General features: G+C 66.3%; 15 protein-coding genes. 9 read left to right on the top strand and 6 right to left on the bottom strand.

What is annotated here, in order from left to right; all coding sequences use genetic code 11:
• Positions 1-6 precede the first annotated feature (6 nt).
• Positions 7-657 carry an SCO family protein gene (locus AC5P9C_RS00915; protein ID WP_312557857.1) on the top strand — a complete coding sequence of 217 codons (651 nt, stop codon included), beginning with the start codon at positions 7-9 and terminating at the stop codon, positions 655-657.
• Complete coding sequence (gene asd, locus AC5P9C_RS00910; protein ID WP_064238940.1) at positions 654-1,496, top strand: archaetidylserine decarboxylase; 843 nt, start codon at positions 654-656, stop codon at positions 1,494-1,496. The genes AC5P9C_RS00915 and asd overlap by 4 nt, the downstream gene beginning before the upstream one ends.
• A gap of 91 nt (positions 1,497-1,587) precedes the next feature.
• On the opposite strand, the gene AC5P9C_RS00905 is transcribed toward asd, so the two are convergent.
• The gene (locus AC5P9C_RS00905; RefSeq protein ID WP_206632464.1) at positions 1,588-1,935 is read right to left on the bottom strand and encodes a ribonuclease E inhibitor RraB; all 348 of its coding nucleotides are present in this window, start codon (positions 1,933-1,935) and stop codon (positions 1,588-1,590) included.
• A gap of 23 nt (positions 1,936-1,958) precedes the next feature.
• Entirely contained in the window at positions 1,959-3,569 is a 1,611-nt protein-coding gene (locus tag AC5P9C_RS00900) for a transglycosylase SLT domain-containing protein (protein ID WP_057493232.1), read from the bottom strand.
• 122 nt (positions 3,570-3,691) lie between these two features.
• On the opposite strand from AC5P9C_RS00900, the gene AC5P9C_RS00895 reads away from it, so the two are divergent.
• Entirely contained in the window at positions 3,692-5,197 is a 1,506-nt protein-coding gene (locus tag AC5P9C_RS00895) for a helicase HerA-like domain-containing protein (RefSeq protein WP_103281887.1), read from the top strand.
• A gap of 88 nt (positions 5,198-5,285) precedes the next feature.
• The gene (greB, locus tag AC5P9C_RS00890) at positions 5,286-5,792 is read left to right on the top strand and encodes a transcription elongation factor GreB (protein ID WP_049470619.1); all 507 of its coding nucleotides are present in this window, start codon (positions 5,286-5,288) and stop codon (positions 5,790-5,792) included.
• Between the two features lie 156 nt (positions 5,793-5,948).
• On the opposite strand, the gene AC5P9C_RS00885 is transcribed toward greB, so the two are convergent.
• Both AC5P9C_RS00885 and rimO read right to left on the bottom strand, forming a co-directional pair.
• The gene (locus tag AC5P9C_RS00885) at positions 5,949-6,785 is read right to left on the bottom strand and encodes a DUF3025 domain-containing protein (RefSeq protein ID WP_414615255.1); all 837 of its coding nucleotides are present in this window, start codon (positions 6,783-6,785) and stop codon (positions 5,949-5,951) included.
• On the bottom strand, positions 6,782-8,143 hold the full coding sequence (gene rimO, locus AC5P9C_RS00880; RefSeq protein ID WP_049470615.1) for a 30S ribosomal protein S12 methylthiotransferase RimO: 1,362 nt from the start codon (positions 8,141-8,143) through the stop codon (positions 6,782-6,784). The genes AC5P9C_RS00885 and rimO overlap by 4 nt, the downstream gene beginning before the upstream one ends.
• A 204-nt stretch (positions 8,144-8,347) precedes the next feature.
• On the opposite strand from rimO, the gene AC5P9C_RS00875 reads away from it, so the two are divergent.
• From AC5P9C_RS00875 to AC5P9C_RS00865, 3 genes are read left to right on the top strand one after another with little or no spacing between them, the layout of a single operon-like run.
• Positions 8,348-9,019: a dienelactone hydrolase family protein gene (locus AC5P9C_RS00875; protein WP_053460970.1), complete on the top strand. Its 672-nt coding sequence runs from the start codon at positions 8,348-8,350 to the stop codon at positions 9,017-9,019.
• Positions 9,016-9,438 (top strand): HIT domain-containing protein, encoded by a 423-nt coding sequence (locus AC5P9C_RS00870; RefSeq protein WP_014037994.1) that lies wholly within the window; start codon positions 9,016-9,018, stop codon positions 9,436-9,438. The genes AC5P9C_RS00875 and AC5P9C_RS00870 overlap by 4 nt, the downstream gene beginning before the upstream one ends.
• A gap of 15 nt (positions 9,439-9,453) precedes the next feature.
• Positions 9,454-9,621, top strand: coding sequence for a LiaI-LiaF-like domain-containing protein (locus AC5P9C_RS00865; RefSeq protein ID WP_005418011.1), 168 nt, complete (start codon positions 9,454-9,456; stop codon positions 9,619-9,621).
• A 68-nt stretch (positions 9,622-9,689) separates the two neighbouring features.
• Here AC5P9C_RS00865 and dcd read toward each other — a convergent pair whose 3' ends face one another.
• Both dcd and apbC read right to left on the bottom strand, forming a co-directional pair.
• Positions 9,690-10,262: a dCTP deaminase gene (gene dcd / locus AC5P9C_RS00860; protein ID WP_014037995.1), complete on the bottom strand. Its 573-nt coding sequence runs from the start codon at positions 10,260-10,262 to the stop codon at positions 9,690-9,692.
• 78 nt (positions 10,263-10,340) lie between these two features.
• Positions 10,341-11,195, bottom strand: coding sequence for an iron-sulfur cluster carrier protein ApbC (gene apbC / locus AC5P9C_RS00855; RefSeq protein WP_197640432.1), 855 nt, complete (start codon positions 11,193-11,195; stop codon positions 10,341-10,343).
• Between the two features lie 213 nt (positions 11,196-11,408).
• Here apbC and AC5P9C_RS00850 point away from each other — a divergent pair, with 213 nt between their 5' ends.
• Together AC5P9C_RS00850 and AC5P9C_RS00845 are read left to right on the top strand one after the other, a co-directional pair.
• The gene (locus AC5P9C_RS00850; protein WP_049470610.1) at positions 11,409-14,198 is read left to right on the top strand and encodes a TonB-dependent receptor plug domain-containing protein; all 2,790 of its coding nucleotides are present in this window, start codon (positions 11,409-11,411) and stop codon (positions 14,196-14,198) included.
• A 401-nt stretch (positions 14,199-14,599) separates the two neighbouring features.
• Positions 14,600-17,506: a TonB-dependent receptor domain-containing protein gene (locus AC5P9C_RS00845; protein WP_049470608.1), complete on the top strand. Its 2,907-nt coding sequence runs from the start codon at positions 14,600-14,602 to the stop codon at positions 17,504-17,506.
• Positions 17,507-17,550 lie beyond the last annotated feature (44 nt).

Genomic DNA, 17,550 nt, shown 5'->3' with positions numbered 1-17,550 from the left:
GCCCCCATGTTCAATCGCAACGCCGGCATCATCCTGCTGATCGCCCTGGCGGCGGGGCTGGGCCTGCTGGCCGCCCAACAGGTGTTCGCGCCGAAGCCGCCGGCCAACGCGCCGGCCACCGAAGCCATCACCCTGTACCCCACGCCGCGTGAGCTGCCCGACTTCAACCTGGCCCAGTCCGACGGCACCCGCCTGATCCCGGGCGAGCTGAAGGGCCACTGGACCCTGGTGTTCCTCGGCTTCACCTTCTGCCCCGACGTCTGCCCGACCACGCTGGCCGAGCTGGCCGGCGCGCAGAACCAGTGGGAAGCCCTGCCCGACAGCCTGCGCCCGCGCGTGCTGTTCATCTCGGTCGACCCGGACCGCGACAGCGCCACCCGCCTCGGCGAATACGTGCACGGCTTCCACAAGGACACCCTGGCCGCCACTGCTGACGTTCCCTCGCTGGAGCGCTTTGCCACCTCGCTGGGCTTCGTGTTCCAGAAGGTGCCGGGCAAGCATTTCGACGAGAACCCCGAGGATTACACCGTCGAGCATTCGGCCAGCCTGGCCGTGCTCGACCCGCAGGGCCGCCTTGCCGGCCTGGTACGCCCCCCGTTCAACGCGCCGGCGATCGCCCGCGACCTGCAGAAGCTGACCGAGAAAACCGCCCCATGAGCCTCACCACCGCCCTGACGTACGCCCTGCCCCACCGCCTGCTGTCTTCGATGGCGCGTTCGCTGGCGTACTCGGACGATCCGCGCGTGTCGCGCTGGCTGATCGACACGGTCACCCGCAAGTTCAACGTGAACCTGGACGAAGCGGCCAACCCGGACCCGCGCAGCTATGCGACCTTCAACCAGTTCTTCACCCGCGCGTTGAAGCCGGGCGCCCGCGTGGCCGACGCCGATCCGCGCAGCCTGGTGATGCCGGCCGACGGCAGGATCAGCCAGCTCGGCAGGATCGAGGCCGGCCGCATCTTCCAGGCCAAGGGCCAGTCGTTCACTGCCGCCGAACTGCTGGGCAGCGCCGAGGATGCCAAGCCTTACAACGATGGCCTGTACGCCACCGTGTACCTGTCCCCGCGCGACTACCACCGGGTGCACATGCCGTGGACCGGCATCCTGCGCGAGACCGTGCACGTGCCGGGGCGCCTGTTCAGCGTCGGCCCGGCGGCGGTCAACGGCGTGCCTCGCCTGTTCGCACGCAACGAGCGCCTGGTCTGCCATTTCGACACCAGCTTCGGGCCGATGGCCAGTGTGATGGTGGGTGCGCTGCTGGTGTCCGGCGTGGAAACCGTCTGGAGCGGCGAGGAGATTCCGCACTACGGCGATCGCATCACCCGCAAGGACTACCGCGGCCAGGGCATCCGGCTGGAGCGTTTCGCCGAGATGGCGCGCTTCAACTACGGCTCGACCGTGATCGTGCTGCTGCCGCCGGGCGTGGCCGAGTTCGCCCCGCACCTGGACGCCGAAAGCCCGGTGCAGCTGGGCCAGGCGCTGGCGAAGCTGCGCTGAGGCTTCGGGAGTGCCGGCCGCTGGCCGGCATCCCCGTTGATCCAACGCGGCGGGCATTGCCGGCCAGCGGCCGGCACTACCGGTGCGCGCGTTACTGCAGGGCCGGGGCCGGGCCGACGTCCATGCCGTCGTAGTCTTCCACGCCGCGCTCCGCGGCCAGCGCCGCGAATTCCTGGTTGCGGCGATCCAGCGACGCTTCGTCGTGGATCTCCACGCGCTCCACGTGCAGCACGTGGAACGGCGCGTCACCCTCTTCCGGCTCCTGCTCGAACAGTTCCACGAAGGTGTAGCCCTGCGCCTGCAGGTGCCCGGCCAGTGCCTGCAACGGCTCAGCGGTGGAGTGCACGAAGAAGTACCCCCACAGCAACGGGCCGTTGATGTCCCAGTCGGTGTTTTCGCGGAGATTGGCGAACAGGTTGCGGGTGTCTTCGAGATCCATGTGGGTTCCAGGGGTCGGGGGGATTACTTGTCGCAGCCCTGCAGCTTCAGCGTCTGGCCATGGCGCAGGCTGTAGGCCGGGGCCTTCAGGCCGTTGGCGCGGGCCAGCGTCGGCACGTCGCACTGGAACTTCGCCGCGATGGCACCCAGGGTTTCACCGCGGCCCACCTTATGGCTGCGCACCGGCTTTGGCCGCGCAGCCGGTGCCGGGCGTGGCGTCGACACCGGCGCCACCGGCGCGGTCGGCACGCTGGTGGAGGCCGCCGCATCGGCCACCGGCACCACGCCGCCCACCGCTACGCTGCCGGTGTAGCTGGCCGCGGTCGGGCGCTTGATCGCAGCATTCAGATCGGCGGTAATCAGGGTGCGGGCCAGGTCGGCACGCGGGCCACTGATGCAGTTGCGCTGGTACAGGCCAGCGATGCGGGTGGTGGCGTTGATCAGGGTGCCGGCCGGGATCCAGCCATCGGCTTCATAGCGCGGGTTGAGGTTGCGCAGCGCGCGCATGTAGCCGTCGCGGGTGCCGTGGCTGCCCAGGCAGATGGTCAGTTCGTAGATGGTGGTGGACTTGGCCAGGCGCAGCGTGGCCGGCTGCGCGCTGATCTTCGGGAACTCCACGCCATACTGCTGCGGGTGCAGGAAGATCCAGGCCGCGGCAATCACCATCGGCACATAGTCCTTGGTTTCGCCCGGGAACTGGTTGTAGACGCTGTCGGTCCAGAAGCTCTGGCCGGCGCTCTGCTTGAACACGCGTGCGGCACGGCCTTCGCCACCGTTGTAGGCGGCCACCGACATTTCCACGTTGTTGTTCAGTTCGCGCAGGCGTTCGTTGAGGTAGCTGGCGCTGGCTTCGGCGGCACTGCGTGCATCGAAGCGGGTGTCGAACCCGGTGCCGTCCGGGCCGAGGCCGAAGCGGCGGCCGGTGGCCGGCATGAACTGCATCAGGCCGGCAGCGCCGGCGCGCGAGGACGCATGCACGCGGCCGTTGGATTCCTTGGCCATGATGCCGAACAGCAGTGCTTCGGGCAGGCCACGCTTTTCCCACTCCGGCCACATCACCGCGCGCAGGTTCTGGTAGTTCTCGTAGCTGGTCAGCAGCGCCGGGCGCATGTCGGTCAGCCAGCGGCGGATGCCGGCCTGCACCGCCGGGTTGTATTCGACCATGCTGTCGAAGGCGTGCCGCTTGTCGTTCAGCAGCGCGGCAGCACGCCCGGCCTCGGGCACGTCCGCGGTGAGCGGGCCGATGTGGTCGGGGTCGGCTTCCAGACGGTCACCGCCCTCGTCGGCCACCTCATCGCTGGCGGCCGCATCGGCGTCGTGCTTGAGCAGGCGCTTGTAGCTGGCCAGCAGGGTGCCCATCTGGCAGCCCTTCTGCTTCACGCAGTCGTTGAGGACATCTTCCATGTCCTCCAGCGCGGCATCGGCCTCGTTGCTGCCCTTGGGATCGGCGTTGGAGACCAGCAGCAGGGCGTCGCTGTAGCGCTTCTCGGCGGCGGTCATGCGCTGCTGCAGCGCATCCACCTTCACCTTGTCCCGGGCCGAAACCCGCTGTGCGTGGGCGTCGGGCGCCAGGGAAACCAGGCCGGCCAGGGCCAGCAGCGGCCAACCGCGGGAAATCAGGACAGGAACGGGCATTGATGGCACTGTGTGCGAAACAGGCAGGCAGAGTAGCGGCGCCGCCAAGGTCCGGGCAAGCCGACCTTCGGACCGTCACTGCCGGCGGTTAACATTGGGCTATTCATCACAAGGGCTGGACCATGGATCCGATTCTGCTCGGCAAAGGCATTACCGACGATATTGCCGTCACCCTGCTGCCGAAACTCGGCAACCGCCACGGCCTGGTGGCCGGCGCCACCGGCACCGGCAAGACGGTGACCCTGATGACGCTGGCCGAGGGGTTTTCGCGACTGGGCGTGCCGGTGTTCCTGGCCGATGTGAAGGGTGATGTGTCCGGCCTGGCGGTGCCCGGCAGCGGCGCCGAGAACCTGCTGCAGCGTGCCGCCGAGATCGGCGTGGCCGACTACGCGCCAGCCGCCAGCCCCGCCATCTTCTGGGACCTGTACGGCAAGCTCGGCCATCCGGTGCGCACCACGGTCAGCGAGATGGGCCCGACCCTGCTGGCGCGCATCCTCGAATTGAACGACACCCAGGCCGGCGTGCTCGATATCGTGTTCAAGCTGGCCGACGACCGCGGCCTGCTGCTGCTGGACATGGACGACCTGCGCGCCCTGCTCGGCCTGGTCGCCGAGGAGCGCAAGGACATCTCCACCGAGTACGGCCTGGTCAGCGCGCAGTCGATCGCCGCGATCCAGCGTTCGGTGCTGCGCCTGGCGCAGGACGGTGGCGAGCATTTCTTCGGCGAACCGGCGCTTGAGCTGGCCGACATCATGCGGGTCAACCACGACGGCCGCGGCGTGATCGGCATCCTCGCCGCCGACCAGCTGGTACTCAAGCCCAAGCTGTACTCCACCTTCCTGCTGTGGCTGCTGTCGGAGCTGTTCGAGCAGCTGCCGGAAGTGGGCGACCTGGACAAGCCGAAACTGGTCTTCATCTTCGATGAGGCGCACCTGCTGTTCGATGATGCACCGCCGTCGCTGGTGCAGCGCATCGAGCAGGTGGTGCGGCTGATCCGTTCCAAGGGCGTGGGCGTGTACTTCTGCTCGCAGTTCCCCGACGACGTCCCGGGCAACATCCTTGGCCAGCTCGGCAACCGCGTGCAGCACGCGCTGCGTGCGTTCACCCCGCGTGACCAGAAGGCGGTGAAGACCGCGGCCGAGACGTTCGTGCCGAACCCGAAGCTGGACGTGGCCAAGGTGCTGAGCCAGCTCGGCACCGGTGAGGCACTGGTCTCCACGTTGCAGGACAAGGGCATCCCGATGCCGGTGCAGCAGACCCTGATCGCGCCCCCACGCTGCAGGATGGGCCCGATCACCGAGGCCGAGCGCGCCCAGGTGCGTGCCGGCAGCCCGGTCGGCAGCCGCTACGACACCGCGGTCAACCGCGAATCGGCCGCCGAGCTGCTGGCCCAGCGCGCGCAGAAGAGCGTCGAGCAGGCACAGGCGCCGGCCGCGCGCAGCCGCGAGCAGGACGACGCACAGGAAGGCGGGTTCGGCCAGGCGATCAAGGACGCGATCTTCGGCACCAAGCGCCGCCAGGGCATGATCGAAACCATGGCCAAACAGACCACGCGCACCGTCGGTACCAAGCTGGGCAACCAGATCGTGCGCGGCATCCTCGGCGGCATCTTCGGCGGCAAGCGCTGATCTGCCACGGCCGGGGTCAGAGCCCTTTCCGCTGGAAAGGGCTCTGACCCCGCCTCCCGTTCGTCATCCAGAAAAGAAGCCGTATTGCATGTCGCGTTGGCGTCCCCCCGCAGAAAAAAGCACGGCCCTGATCACCGCCTCCGGGCATGCGCGGCTGAAGGCCGAACTGGACGAGCTGTGGCGCGTGCGCCGTCCGGAGGTGGTGAAGGCACTGGCCGCCGCCGCCGCAGAAGGCGACCGTTCCGAGAACGCCGAATACACCTACCGCAAGAAACAGCTGGGCGAGATCGACCGCCGGGTTCGCTACCTGACCAAGCGGCTGGAATCGCTGCGCGTGGTCGATACCACGCCAACCGATCCACAGGCGGTGTTCTTCGGTGCGTGGGTGGAACTGGAGAACGTGGACAGCGGCGATACCAGCCGCTACCGCATCGTCGGGCCGGATGAAACCGATGCCGGCCTGGGCTGGATCAGCATCGATTCGCCCCTGGCCAGGGCACTGCTGAAGAAGCGGCTGGACGATGAATTCTCGGTGGAACTGCCCGGCGGCCAGTTCACCTTTGCGGTGATCGGGGTGGAGTACGCGCCGTTGTAGAGTCGACTGTCGGTCGACTACCGCGCGAAGCGCGGCACAGACCTCCGCAGCCGGACGGCAAACGCACCGCGATCCTCATCGCCGCTGATGACTCGCCGGGCCATCTGTCAGGCGTCCACGGCCTCGGAACGAAGCGCAGTCGACTGACAGTCGACTCTACATGGCCCCATGCAATGGTGGCGGGTACGTGCGCCCTGCACGCAGCGGGCGGAAGTAGTCGGCATCGCGATAGAAGGCGGAATCCTGCACGTCGTGCCAACCCGGGATTCCAGCCAAAGGCAGCGGACGCAGCTGCAAGGGATCGGTCACTGCCCGGCCCTCGGCGATGGCCGCGGTCACCGCGTCAACACAGGCCGCATCGGCATCGCTTTGCACCACCACGCACTTGCCCACCAGCAACCGCCCCGGCAGCAGTGCCTGCTCCATCAGCGCATGCCCGAACACCGCCACGATGGCGATGTCGCCGCTGTGCCAGCGCATCGGCTCGAACACTGCAGGCCAGTCATGCCCATCCCATGCGCGCAGCATCGTGCCATCGCGCACACGCACGATCACGCCGGTCTCGTCGAACTGGGTCAGGGCGGCTTGCGCACGGTTGCGCTGGCCGGGTGGCATGGCCTCGATATGCCGGCACTGCTGCACGTTGAGCGCACGTTTCAGCTGCGGGTAGGCGGCCCACACCAGCGCATTGAACAGGTCGTGCCAGTTGTCGGCGCGGGTGGCGATGCGCCCCCGCGCGATGCGGGTTTCGTAGTGCAGCCCATCGGCCAGCAGCGCGGCATCCTGTTCGACCAAGCGCTTGCCCGGCACGGCCAGGCGTGCATCCAGCGCCGCGACGGATGGCCATGCAGTGGCGTCCAGCAGGTCACGGAAGCCCTGCAAGCCGGCGAACAGCGGATGCTCGAAACGCCGCGCAGCCACCGCCGCACGTGGCGGCGGGACGAAGCGCCGTGAACCGCCGCCGTCACCGGTGGCGGTCGGCGCGAGGGTCACAGCACCTTGAGGTCGAATGCCGGGCGGGTAGCGGCGGGCAGCGCGTCACCGTACAGGTCGTGCTCGTCGCTCTCGGTGATTTCCACGTCGACGAACTCGCCCACGCGCAGCGGCACCTGGTCGGCGTTCTGGATGTGCACCAGGCCATCGATCTCCGGCGCATCGGCCCTGGAACGGGCCACGGCGATATCGCCTTCAATGGCGTCGACCAGGCACTGCTGCACGGTGCCGATCCTGGCCTCCAGGCGTGCGGCGGAGATCTGCGCCTGCTTCTCCATGAAGCGGGCCAGACGCTCCTGCTTCACTTCCTCCGGCACCGCATCGGGCAGATCGTTGGCGGTGGCCCCCTCGACCGGCGAATAGGCGAACGCGCCCACGCGGTCCAGCTGCGCTGCGTCGAGGAACGACAGCAGTTCTTCGAACTCGGCCTCGGTCTCGCCCGGGAAGCCGACGATGAAGGTCGAACGCACGGTGATGTCCGGCGCGATACGGCGCCAGTTCTGCACGCGCTCCAGGGTCTTCTCGACCGCGCCGGGGCGCTTCATCAGGCGCAGGATGCGCGGGCTGGCATGCTGGAACGGGATGTCCAGGTACGGCAGGATCCGGTTCTCGGCCATCAGCGGCACGATCTCGTCCACGTGCGGGTACGGGTAGACGTAGTGCATGCGCACCCATGCATCGAGTTCGGACAGGCCTTCGCACAGCGCCTTCAGGCGGGTCTGGTAGGCCTTGTTGCGCCACATCTTCTCGGCGTACTTCACGTCCACGCCGTAGGCCGAGGTGTCCTGCGACACCACCAGCAGCTCACGCACGCCGCCACGCACCAGGCGCTCGGCTTCACGCAGCACCTCATCCACCGGGCGCGAGACCAGCTTGCCGCGCATCGACGGAATGATGCAGAAGCTGCACGTGTGGTTGCAGCCTTCGGAAATCTTCAGGTAGGCGTAATGGCGCGGGGTCAGCTTGATGCCGTAGTCGGGCACCAGGTCCACGAACGGGTCGTGCTTGGGCGGCAGTGCTTCATGCACCGCCTCCATCACGCTCTGGTAATCCTGCGGGCCGGACACCGCCAGCACGTTCGGGTACGCCTCGCGGATCTGCTCCGGGCGCTTGCCCAGGCAACCGGTGACGATGACCTTGCCGTTCTGGTTCATCGCCTCGCCAATGGCATCCAGCGACTCGGTCACCGCCGAATCGATGAAGCCGCAGGTGTTGACCACCACCACGTCGGCCGAGTCGTAGGACGGGACGATGTCGTAACCTTCCGAGCGCAGCTGGGTGAGGATGCGCTCGGAATCGACGAGGGCCTTCGGGCAGCCAAGGCTGACGAAGCCGACTTTGGGGTTCAGCTGGGACATGGAATCGCGGGACTCTGGGGGCCTGGGCCCCTGCCGGCGTGGCAGGGGTTCCTGGGGGCCGGGGCCTGAAAGGGCGCCAGTATACCGGGGTTGGCGGCCATGCTCTGAACGGCCAGCCGCCCGATCACGCACAGCCGCTGACATCGTGCTAACCGGCACAGCACCGACAATGCAGCTCTGTTCCCAGCAACGAGGAAGATGACGATGGCCGAGTGGATCACCCTGGATACGCATCACGGCCCGGTACGGGCCTGGCAGGCCCTGCCGGACGGCACCGCGCGTGGCGGCCTGGTGGTGGTGCAGGAAATCTTCGGCGCCAATCCGCACATCCGCAGCGTGGCCGAGCGCTTCGCGGCCGAAGGCTATGCGGTGCTGGCGCCTGCGTTCTTCGACCTGCTGGACGGCACCGACGCCGATCCGGACGCCCTGCCCTACGACGCCGAGGGCGTGAAGCAGGGCCTGGAACGGGTCGGCGCACTGGGCATGGAGCGGGCGCTGGAAGTGGTCCGGGCCGCCGCAACCCGGCTGGCCCCTCATGGCAAGGTCGGCACGGTCGGCTACTGCTGGGGCGGCACGGTGGCGTTGCTGTCGGCACTGCGCCTGGGGTTGCCGTCGGTCAGCTATTACGGTGGGCGCAACGTGCAGTTCCTCGACGAAGCGCCCAAGGCCCCGGTGATCTTCCATTTCGGTGCGCAGGACCGCAGCATCCCGCCGGAGGCGGTCCAGGCCCACCGTGAGAAACTGCCGCAGATGGCCACCTACGTCTATCCGGCCGACCACGCCTTCAACCGGGAGGTCGGACATGCGTATGATCCAGACAGCGCCGCCCTGGCGCTGCAACGCACCCTGGACTTCTTCTCGGAGCATCTTGGATGAGCGAATTCGAACTCGATTCACGCCTGGCCACCGATAGCGTACTGGTGGCGGAAGGACCGTTGTCGCAAGTGCGGCTGATGAACGACGAACGATTCCCCTGGCTGGTGCTGGTACCGCGCCTGGCCGGGGTGACCGAGTGGATCGAGCTGGATGGCGAGCAGCAGGACAAGCTGCGCACCGAGCTCAACCGCGCCTGCAAGGCCCTGAAAGGCTCCGACGGCGTGGAGAAGATCAACATCGGGGCGCTGGGCAACATCGTGCGCCAGCTGCACTTCCATGTGATCGGCCGCCATGACGGCGATCCGGCGTGGCCGGGCCCGGTCTGGGGCAGCGGCCCGGCGCATCGCTACGAGCCGGCGGCGCTGGACCAGCATGTCGCCTACTGGAAGGAACGGCTAGGATATCCGGCCCAGTCCTGAGCGTTTGCCGACCCGATGCGATTCAACCTCGTTGCCGCCGTCCTGCTGATCCTGATCGGCCTGTTCATGCTCGCCAGCAACCTCGGCTGGACGCACCTGAACCTGTCCAAGCTGCTGCTGACCTGGTGGCCGGTGGCACTGGTGGGCGTCGGCATCGCGATGCTGTTCGGTCGCGGCAAATAAGCAAAGGCGGCGCAAGCGCCGCCCTCTGCCCTGCCAGGAAGCCGAGCATGGCTCGGCTCCATAACCGATCAGGTCCGCGGCAGGGTCACGCCGGTCTGGCCCTGGTACTTGCCGCCACGATCGCGGTACGAGGTCTCGCAGACGTCATCGGCGGCCGCCTGGAAGAACAGCATCTGCGCCACGCCTTCATTGGCATAGATGCGCGCCGGCAGCGGCGTGGTGTTGCTGAATTCCAGGGTGACGTGGCCTTCCCATTCCGGTTCCAGCGGGGTCACGTTGACGATGATGCCGCAGCGCGCGTAGGTACTTTTGCCAAGGCACACCACCAGGGTGTCGCGCGGGATGCGGAAGTACTCCACCGTGCGCGCCAGCGCGAAGCTGTTCGGCGGGATGATGCACTCGTCGGCGGTGATGTCGACGAAGCTGCCCGAGTCGAAATGCTTGGGGTCGACAATCGTCGAGTTGATGTTGGTGAACACCTTGAACTCGCGCGAGCAGCGCACGTCGTAGCCATAGCTGGACGTGCCGTAGCTGACGATGCGCTGGCCGTTGGCCTGCTTGACCTGCCCGGCCTCGAACGGCTCGATCATGCCGTGCTGCTCGGACATGCGGCGGATCCAACGGTCACTCTTGATGCTCATGCTTTGTCCTGGGGGTACGAGGGGGCGCGAGGATTCTAGCAGGGGCCCGGCCTCGGCCGGCGGCCCCTGCCCCGGCGCTTACAGCAACGACGACAGGATCGGGATCGAGGCCCGCGGACGCTTGCCAACCTCCTCGATCAAGCGCTGCGCGGCGTGGCGATAGGCCTGGGCCGGCGCCGAATCCGGCTGGGCCACGGTGATCGGGGTGCCTGCGTCGCCCTGTTCGCGGATGCCGATCTGCAGCGGCAGCGACCCCAGCAGCGGCACGCCGTACTGCGCGGCCATGCGCTCGCCACCGCCTTCGCCGAACAGGTGCTCGACGTGCCCGCAGTTGCTGCAGGTGTGCACGGCCATGTTCTCGACGATGCCCAGCACCGGCACCTCGACCTTCTCGAACATCTTCAGCGCCTTCCTGGCGTCCAGCGTGGCGATGTCCTGCGGCGTGGTGACGATCACCGCACCGGCCAGCGGGATCTTCTGGGTCAGGGTCAGCTGGATGTCACCGGTGCCCGGCGGCAGGTCGATCAGCAGGAAATCCAGGTCATCCCACAGGGTGTCATTGAACAGCTGGGTCATCGCCGAGGTGGCCATTGGCCCACGCCAGATCATCGGCGTGTCCTCTTCGATCAGGTAGCCGATCGACATGGTGTCCACGCCGAACGCGCGCAGCGGCTCGATGCTCTTGTTGTCCGGGCTTTCCGGGCGACCGGACAGGCCCAGCATGGCCGGCACGCTGGGGCCGTAGATGTCTGCGTCGAGCACGCCCACGCGCGCGCCAAGCTGCTGCAGCGCCACGGCCAGGTTCACCGCGGTGGTGGACTTGCCGACGCCGCCCTTGCCCGAACCGACCGCGATGACATTGCGGATGCGGGCATGCGGCGTAAGTCCCTTCTGGACCTGGCTGGCATGGGGACGGCGGGGGGAACTGTTCACAACGAGCACCGGCAGGGTCAAGGGGATAACCCAACATCATACAAGCTGGACGCAACCTGACTGAAATTCAGGATTGCGACGGATTCGTGCACAGATTGTTAAGTTCATGTTACGTTCGATGAGCACTGTTTTTGAGCTGCGGAGCCGCTGTTCCGGCCCGCGCGATGGCGCATGCGCAGTGCCGTTTTTGTTTTTGCTCTCCATTGGAACTTCATGAAACACGTCAGCAATACCGCACGTCGCAACACGCTCGCCGTCGCCCTGATTTCCGCTCTGATGGCCGCCGCCCCGGCAATGGCCCAGGACAAGGCGACCAACCTGGACAAGATCACCGTCACCGGTTCGCTGATCCCGCAGACCCAGATCGAAACCCAGACCCCGGTGATGTCCATCACCGCCGAAGACATCCAGACCCGCGGCTTCAGCAGTGTTGCTGAAGTGCTGCAGCAGTCGTCGCTGACCACGGGCGGCCTGCAGGGTGGCCAGACCTCGGGTGCGTTCACCCAGGGCGCCGAAGCGGCCGGCATGTTCGGCCTGAACCCGGGCTACACCAAGTACCTGATCAACGGCCGCCCGATGCTTTCGTATCCGGCGCTGTACAACGGCAGCGAGTCGTTCAACAACATCAGCGGCATTCCGATCGACATCGTCGAACGCATCGAAGTCCTGCCGGGCGGCCAGTCGTCGCTGTATGGCTCGGACGCGATCGCCGGCGTGGTCAACATCATCCTGAAGGAACGCATGGACGGCGGCACGATGTCGATCCGTGGCGGCACCTACACCGAAGGTGGTGGCAGCAACATCCGCTTCAGCGCCGCCAAGGGCTTCAACGCATTCGACGACCGCTTCCACGCGCTGGTCAACGTGCAGATCGAAAACGGCAGCCCGATCTGGGGCTACCAGCGTGACATCACCAAGCAGAACAACCCGGTCGGCTACACCGCGCAGCTGCCGTCGAACGACTTTGCCGTCATCGGCAACGCCGACAACAAGCTGTACATGATGGACCCGACCCGCTGCGGCAACGTCGCAGGCCTGTACGACGGCACCACCACCGTCGGCAAGCGTGCATCGGGCGAATCGTGCGGCTCGGTGTACAGCGCCGGCTACAAGACCCTGAAGAACGGCAAGAACAGCGGCCAGTTCTACTCGTCGATGACCTTCGACGTGAACGACAACTTCCAGCTGTTCGCCGATGTGCTGTACAGCAAGGAGAAGACCGAGTTCACCTCCGGCTCCAGCGCCCTGTGGTGGGGCACCAAGTCGGTGATGGGCGGCTTCTACGACCAGGGCCTGGGCAAGGTCGTGAACCTGCAGCGCGCCTTCGCGCCGGAAGAAATCGGCCCGGGCCACTACAACAACATCCTGAACTCCGATGAGAGCCGTTCCTACCAGGTCACCCTGGGCGGCAAGGGCATGGTCGGCGATTGGGACTACAGCGCCAGCTTCACCCGCGGCGAATACCGCCTGGACCAGAACCGCTTCGCACGCTGGAAGGACAAGATCGAAGGCTTCTTCGGCGACACCGTGCTGGGCCCGCGCCTGGGCACCACCGCTGATGGCTTCGGCATCTACAACCCGGACTACACCGCGTTCTACTCGCCGATCACCCCGGACCAGTTCGCCAGCTTCACCGGCTACGGCACCCATCGCAGCAAGACCTGGCAGAACCTGGGTCGCGTGCAGGTGACGAACGGTTCGCTGTTCTCCCTGCCGGGCGGCGACGCCGGCCTGGCCGTGGTGCTGGAAGGCGGCAGCGAAGGTTGGGACTACTCGCCCGACCAGGCCTTCGTCGATGGCAACGCCTGGGGCGCCACCGCCGTGGCCGGTGCCGGCCACCGCAGCAACTACGCGGTGACCAGCGAACTGCGCATGCCGGTGTTCGAATCGCTGACCATCAGCGCCTCGGGCCGCTACGACGCCTTCAAGATCGCCGACAAGACCGTCGACAAGGCCACCTACAGCATCGGCCTGGAATACCGCCCGGTTGAAAGCCTGCTGCTGCGCGGCAAGTACGGCACCGCATTCCGCGCGCCGACCCTGTCCGACGCCTTCCAGGGCATGAGCGGCTCGTTCGCCTCCGGTCAGAACGACTACTACCGCTGCAGCCAGATGGGTTATGCGCTGCGTGACGAAGCCTGCTCGTTCTACAAGACCACCTCGGTGTACAGCGAAAAGTCCGGCAACCCGGACCTGAAGCCGATCACCGCCGACGTGTGGAGCGCGGGCGTGGTGTGGGCCCCGGTGAGCAACTTCTCGCTGTCGGTCGACTACTACAACTGGAAGATCAAGAACGAGGTCAAGACGCTGAGCACCGACCAGCTGCTGCTGGCCGAGTACCAGTGCCGCAACGGCCTGCCGAACAACACCTCGGCCAGCTGCCAGAACGTGACCGACTGGGTGTCCCGCGACGCCGGTGGCAACCTGACCCGCGTGTACACCCCGAAGCTCAACGTGGCCAGCCAGAACCTGGAAGCGGTGACCGTCGGTGCCAAGTACCAGCAGGACCTGGGCCGCTTCGGTTCGCTGATGTTCTCGGGCAACTACACCAACATGCTGAAGCGTGAAGTGGTGCCGCTGCCCGGCGCGCAGAAGCTGGATCTGCTGAGCGATCCGTACAACATGTGGTACTACGACAACTTCGCCAAGGTGCGCGGCGATGTGTCGGTGGGCTGGGCCATCTCCAAGTTCACCACCACCGTGTACGCCAACTACGTCGGCAGCACCCCGAACTACCTGGCCTACACCGGCCGCAGCTATGACTACGTCCACGCCTCCGGCGCCAAGGCCGGCAAGTGGGGCTCGTACACCACCTACAACATGAGCCTGAACTACCAGGCGCAGGACGATCTGACCCTGTCGCTGATGGTCAACAACGTGTTCAACAAGCTGCCGGAAGGCCAGCGCTACAACTACCCGGGCAACGAATCGACCCCGTTCAACGACGGCTTCTACAGCGTCTACGGCCGTCAGATCTCGGCCCAGGTCAAGTACGACTTCTGATCCCGTCGTATTCCGGACTGCGTGTCTGGACCAGGCCCCGCTTCGGCGGGGCCTTTTTTTTGGCCGGTCGCGCGCGATGCAGCGGAGCACCGCCCGTCGCCGACCACTCCAGCCTGAATGCATGGCTAATGCACCTCACGGAGCGCCGGGGACGGGCCTCACCGCCCCATATGAGAAAAAAACATAAGAAATCAATGACATGGCAAAAGGCTGATACTCAACCCGGGTTTGCCGAATCCGCCATTATGACGAGAGCATGAATGGTTGACAGGCCAAGTTAAGTCTGTGTTAACGTTGGATCGTCGGCTTGTGAAGCCGGTGAAACGTGGGCAATGCCCACCAGGGACGGCGGCGGCTGCGACAGGCGCCGACCGAGGTTTGATTCATCAGGGGATCCACATATGACCATCCGCAAGGCACTCATCCGCCACCCGCTGAGCTTTGCGCTCACCACGGCCCTCCTGGCAACCGGCATCGCCCCCGCGTTCGCCCAGGAAGCCGGCAACGAGGCAGGCGGCAAGAACAGCAGTGCCACCAATCTTGATCGCGTCTCGGTCGTTGGCTCGCGCATCAAGCGCGCCGACGTCGAGGGCCCGGCACCGGTCACGGTGATCACCCGCACGGATATCGACCGTGAAGGTTTCCAGACCGTTGGCGACATGCTGCAGACGTTGACCCAGAACACCACCTCGTCCTTCACCGGCGACCTGGCGGTGACCGGCTTCACTCCGAACGCACAGGTGGTCAACCTCCGCAACCTGGGCCCCGGCTACACGCTGACCCTGGTGAACGGCCGTCGCCCGGCGCAGTACCCGCAGCCGTACAACCGCGACAACAATGTCGCCAACATCAACTCGATCCCGAGCAGCATCGTCGAGCGCGTGGAAGTCCTGACCGGCGGCGCCTCGGCCATTTACGGGTCTGACGCCGTGGCCGGCGTGGTCAACATCGTGCTGCGCGAGCATTACGACGGCAACCTGGTCCGCCTGACCACCGGCACCACCGCAGAAGGCGGCGGCGACACGGTCAACCTGGAACTGACCGGCGGCCGTACCGGCGATCGCTGGAGCGCGGTTTGGGCCCTGCAGTACAGCGATCGCGAGGCTGTCTACGCCAACCAGCGCAAGTTCCTGTCGGATCTGCGTGAGGGCCCGCTGGGTTCGACCGCTACCCCGGGCCTGTCGCTGATCGCGATCCGCGGCCTGGCCTCGGCCAATGGCCGGGTCAACCAGAACGCCTACTATCCGGGCCAGGCCAAGTGCGATGCACTGGGCTTCACCACGGTGACCACCGCCGCCCGTGGCACCTACTGCGGTTCGTACGACAGCAACGCGGCGCGCTCGATCTCCAACCAGCGCCAGTTCTACTCGGCCTACGGCTACGGCACCTTCGACTTCACCGACACCACCCAGGGCTGGGCCAGCGTCAACTATTACACCACCAGCGCCAAGGCCAGCGCCGGCACGGAGTTCTGGGGCACCTCGGGCGACAAGTTCAACATCCTGTCCAATGGCACCACCAGCGCGTACTACTACGATGCCGGCCTGCGCGACATCGTGCAGTTGCAGCGTGTCTTCACCGCCGCCGAACTGGGTGGCAATGAAGCAGCCAGCACCAAGTACGACGAATACACCTACGACTTCGCTGCCGGCGTGCGTGGCACCTTCGCCGACCGCTTCGACTGGGAAGCCACCGGTGGCTACGGCTACTACAACTACAAGATGGACCGCCCGCGCCTGCTCGCGAAGTCGGTGCATGACTACTTCCTGGGACCGGTGCTGGGCTACAGCAACGCCACCGGCACCGGTGCAGGCGTCTACCCGATCCACCGCCTGAACCTGGATCGCTGGTCCTCGCCGATCACCCCGGAGATCTACCAGTCCTTCGCGACCCGCGTGATCAACCGCTCCGAAACCAGCGTGGCGAATGCCGCCTTCAACGTCAGCGGCGACCTGTTCGAACTGCCGGCCGGCGCTGTTGGCTTCGCCAGCGTGCTGGAATGGAACCGCCAGAAGATGGACATGGTGAGCGACCCGCGCACCGACCAGCTGCGTCCGATCGACGGCCAGACCATCTACAACCTCACCAGCTCCGGTGAGACCCACGGCACCCGCGACCGCTACGCCGTCGGCGCCGAGTTCCGCGTGCCGATCTTCAGCAATCTGAGCGTCAACGCTGCGGCGCGCTATGACAAGTACGACGACATCTCGTCGGTTGATGCATCCACCACTTACAACCTCGGCCTGGAATTCCGCCCGTTCAGCAACCTGCTGCTCCGCGGCAGCTATGCCACCAGCTTCCGCGCGCCAGACATGCAGCTGATCTACGCCGGCGGTGCCGCGTCCTACACGACCGAACTGGACGAATACTCCTGCCGCTCCGGTACCGGTCCGGGCGCTGCCCAGGGCCCGCGTACCCGCACCCAGTGCAACACGCCGACGAGTGACCCGACCAAGTACTCGGTGCAGACCCTGGTGGCCGGCAACCCGAACCTGACCGAGGAAAAGGGCAAGTCGTGGGGCGCAGGCTTTGTGTGGGACGTTACGGATGGCATGTCGCTGACGGTCGACTACTACCGCATCCGCCTGGAGGACGCCGCCGCCCAGCTGAGCAACGACTACCTGCTGCGCGCTGAGGCGGCCTGCCGCCTGGGCACCGCCAGCGACGGTCGCGCGGTCCCCAGTGCTTCGGTCTGCCAGAACGTGCTGGGCCTGATCACGCGCACCAACCTGCCCGGCTCGCCGGACGATGGCCGTATCCAGCGCATCAACAACGCCTACATCAACACCGCACTGCAGGACACCAGCGGTATCGATGCAACCTACAAGTACGCGCTGGACACCGACCGCTGGGGCCGTTTCAACGTCGACCTGGGTTACTCGCTGACGCTGACCAACAAGTACAAGCAGACCGCCGACGACGACCTGATCGATTACCGCGACCTGCCGCCGGAGTACTTCAACCCCGAGCGCAGCCGCGCCCGCGGCAGCCTGACCTGGACCAAGGGCGACTGGGCCACCACCGTGTTCGGCACCCGCTACGGCTCGGCCTTCAGCTATGCCGAAGCTGATGGCACCAACAGCGCGGGCGGTGCCTACTCGCGTCGCCTGGCGCCGTACTTCCTGTGGAACCTGAGCGTCGGCAAGAAGTTCGGCGAGAACGTGCTGGCCACCTTCCAGGTCGTCAATGTGTTCGACAACCAGTATCGCAAGGACAACAGCAACACGACGTACCCGTTCTACAACCCGTTCATCGGCGCAGACCCGCTGGGCCGTCGCTTCTACGTGAGCCTGCAGTACAAGTTCTGATCCTCGCTGCATGAGGTAGGAACGCATGGGAAAGCCCGGGTCTG

It is taken from the genome of Stenotrophomonas sp. YJH_SMC_10, assembly GCF_059371555.1.
The sequence above is the reverse complement of the archived record's forward strand: the minus strand, read 5'-3'. Positions and strand labels throughout refer to the sequence as shown.

Excerpts from the sequence above, each read along its gene's own strand:
- AC5P9C_RS00915 (WP_312557857.1), top strand. The coding sequence starts at position 7 with ATGTTCAATCGCAACGCCGGCATCATCCTGCTGATCGCCCTGGCGGCG.
- asd (WP_064238940.1), top strand. The coding sequence starts at position 654 with ATGAGCCTCACCACCGCCCTGACGTACGCCCTGCCCCACCGCCTGCTG.
- AC5P9C_RS00905 (WP_206632464.1), bottom strand. The coding sequence starts at position 1,935 with ATGGATCTCGAAGACACCCGCAACCTGTTCGCCAATCTCCGCGAAAAC.
- AC5P9C_RS00900 (WP_057493232.1), bottom strand. The coding sequence starts at position 3,569 with ATGCCCGTTCCTGTCCTGATTTCCCGCGGTTGGCCGCTGCTGGCCCTG.
- AC5P9C_RS00895 (WP_103281887.1), top strand. The coding sequence starts at position 3,692 with ATGGATCCGATTCTGCTCGGCAAAGGCATTACCGACGATATTGCCGTC.
- greB (WP_049470619.1), top strand. The coding sequence starts at position 5,286 with ATGTCGCGTTGGCGTCCCCCCGCAGAAAAAAGCACGGCCCTGATCACC.
- rimO (WP_049470615.1), bottom strand. The coding sequence starts at position 8,143 with ATGTCCCAGCTGAACCCCAAAGTCGGCTTCGTCAGCCTTGGCTGCCCG.
- AC5P9C_RS00875 (WP_053460970.1), top strand. The coding sequence starts at position 8,348 with ATGGCCGAGTGGATCACCCTGGATACGCATCACGGCCCGGTACGGGCC.
- AC5P9C_RS00870 (WP_014037994.1), top strand. The coding sequence starts at position 9,016 with ATGAGCGAATTCGAACTCGATTCACGCCTGGCCACCGATAGCGTACTG.
- AC5P9C_RS00865 (WP_005418011.1), top strand. The coding sequence starts at position 9,454 with ATGCGATTCAACCTCGTTGCCGCCGTCCTGCTGATCCTGATCGGCCTG.
- dcd (WP_014037995.1), bottom strand. The coding sequence starts at position 10,262 with ATGAGCATCAAGAGTGACCGTTGGATCCGCCGCATGTCCGAGCAGCAC.
- AC5P9C_RS00850 (WP_049470610.1), top strand. The coding sequence starts at position 11,409 with ATGAAACACGTCAGCAATACCGCACGTCGCAACACGCTCGCCGTCGCC.
- AC5P9C_RS00845 (WP_049470608.1), top strand. The coding sequence starts at position 14,600 with ATGACCATCCGCAAGGCACTCATCCGCCACCCGCTGAGCTTTGCGCTC.